The sequence below is a fragment of the Streptomyces anandii JCM 4720 genome (genome assembly GCF_014650655.1).
Lineage (GTDB): Bacteria > Actinomycetota > Actinomycetes > Streptomycetales > Streptomycetaceae > Streptomyces > Streptomyces anandii.
Window position 1 is genome coordinate 481,268 of record NZ_BMVJ01000001.1, and the last position, 1,563, is coordinate 482,830.

The window sequence follows — 1,563 nt, forward strand, 5'->3', positions numbered from 1 at the left end:
CGCGCAGGAGGGCGTGGACTACTTCTGCACCGGGCCCTGCTGGCCCACGCCCACCAAGCCCGGCCGCCCCGCGCCCGGCCTCGGCCTGGTCCGCCACACCGCCTCCCTGGGCACCGACCGCCCCTGGTTCGCCATAGGCGGCATCGACCTCGGCAATCTGGACGAGGTGCTGGCGGCCGGCGCCCGGCGGGTCGTCGTGGTCCGGGCGATCACCGAGGCCGAGGACCCGGGCGCGGCGGCGGCCGAGTTCGCCAAGCGGCTGCGGCAGGCGGAGTAGGCCGGGCTGGGGACGGCGACGCGGGCGGAGTACGGCGTTCGCGTCTCGTCTCGTGGACGCCGGACGGGCGCCGACCGGCCCATATCGGTCACTGGTGTCCGAAGGGTGGACAACAATCCGGCAATTCGGGCAAATTTCCGGTGCCCGGTTGGGGTACCGCCGCCCCCTGGATAACCTGCGACTATGGCCCTCGGAACCGCATCCACCAGGACTGATCGCGCACGCACCGTGCGTGACATCCTCGCCGCCGGCAAGACGACGTACTCCTTCGAGTTCTCGGCGCCGAAGACCCCCAAGGGCGAGCGGAACCTGTGGAGCGCGCTGCGCAGGGTCGAGGCGGTCGCGCCGGACTTCGTCTCCGTGACGTACGGCGCGGGCGGTTCCACGCGCGCCGGCACGGTCAAGGAGACCGAGCAGATCGTCGCCGACACCACCCTCACCCCGGTCGCCCACCTCACCGCGGTCAACCACTCCGTCGCCGAGCTGCGCAACATCATCGGCCAGTACGCCGACGCCGGGATCCGCAACATGCTCGCGGTGCGCGGCGACCCGCCCGGCGACCCGATGGCCACCTGGGTGCCGCACCCGCGCGGGCTGACGTACGCGGCCGAACTCGTGCGGCTCATCAAGGAGTCGGGCGACTTCTGCGTGGGCGTCGCCGCCTTCCCCGAGATGCACCCGCGCTCGGCCGACTGGGAGACCGACGTCGGCCACTTCGTCGACAAGTGCCGGGCCGGGGCTGACTACGCCATCACACAGATGTTCTTCCAGCCGGAGTCGTACCTGCGACTGCGCGACCGGGTCGCCGCGGCCGGCTGCGAGACCCCGGTGATCCCCGAGGTCATGCCGGTCACCAGCGTCCGTATGCTCGAGCGGCTGCCCCAGCTCAGCAACGCCGCCATCCCGGACCGTCTGAAAGAGCGGATCCTCACAGCGAAGAACGATCCTGCGGCTGTACGCTCGATCGGGATCGAGTTCGCCACGGAGTTCTGCGCGCGGCTGCTGGCCGAGGGAGTCCCCGGACTGCACTTCATCACGCTCAACAACTCCACGGCGACGCTGGAAATCTACGAGAACCTGGGCCTGCACCACCCACCGCGGGCCTAGACCGGCCGCACCCGCGTACGACACACTGCGTAGCGGTCACTGGGAGAGGGGCGTACATGGGCTGGACGGTCCTCTACATCGCGTTCGGCATCGTCGCGCTGTGGCTGCTCGGCGAGGTGCTGCTGCAGTACAAGGCGCGGCTGCGCTGGCGGCTGCTCGCCTTCGTCGGCTTCCTCGGC

General features: G+C 70.7%; 2 protein-coding genes and 1 pseudogene. All 3 read left to right on the top strand.

What is annotated here, in order from left to right:
• A partial coding sequence (locus tag IE249_RS35915) for a thiamine phosphate synthase (protein ID WP_229857262.1) occupies window positions 1-277 on the top strand: 277 nt, incomplete at its 5' end.
• Window positions 278-460: 183 nt separating this feature from the next.
• On the top strand, window positions 461-1,384 hold the full coding sequence (metF, locus tag IE249_RS02190) for a methylenetetrahydrofolate reductase [NAD(P)H] (protein WP_189703027.1): 924 nt from the start codon (window positions 461-463) through the stop codon (window positions 1,382-1,384).
• A pseudogene (locus tag IE249_RS35920) lies at window positions 1,267-1,563 on the top strand (hypothetical protein); the annotation flags it as partial. The gene metF and the pseudogene IE249_RS35920, both read left to right, overlap by 118 nt.

Bases quoted from the DNA above. Each gene is read 5' to 3' on its own strand.
- metF (WP_189703027.1), top strand. From the start codon at position 461: ATGGCCCTCGGAACCGCATCCACCAGGACTGATCGCGCACGCACCGTG.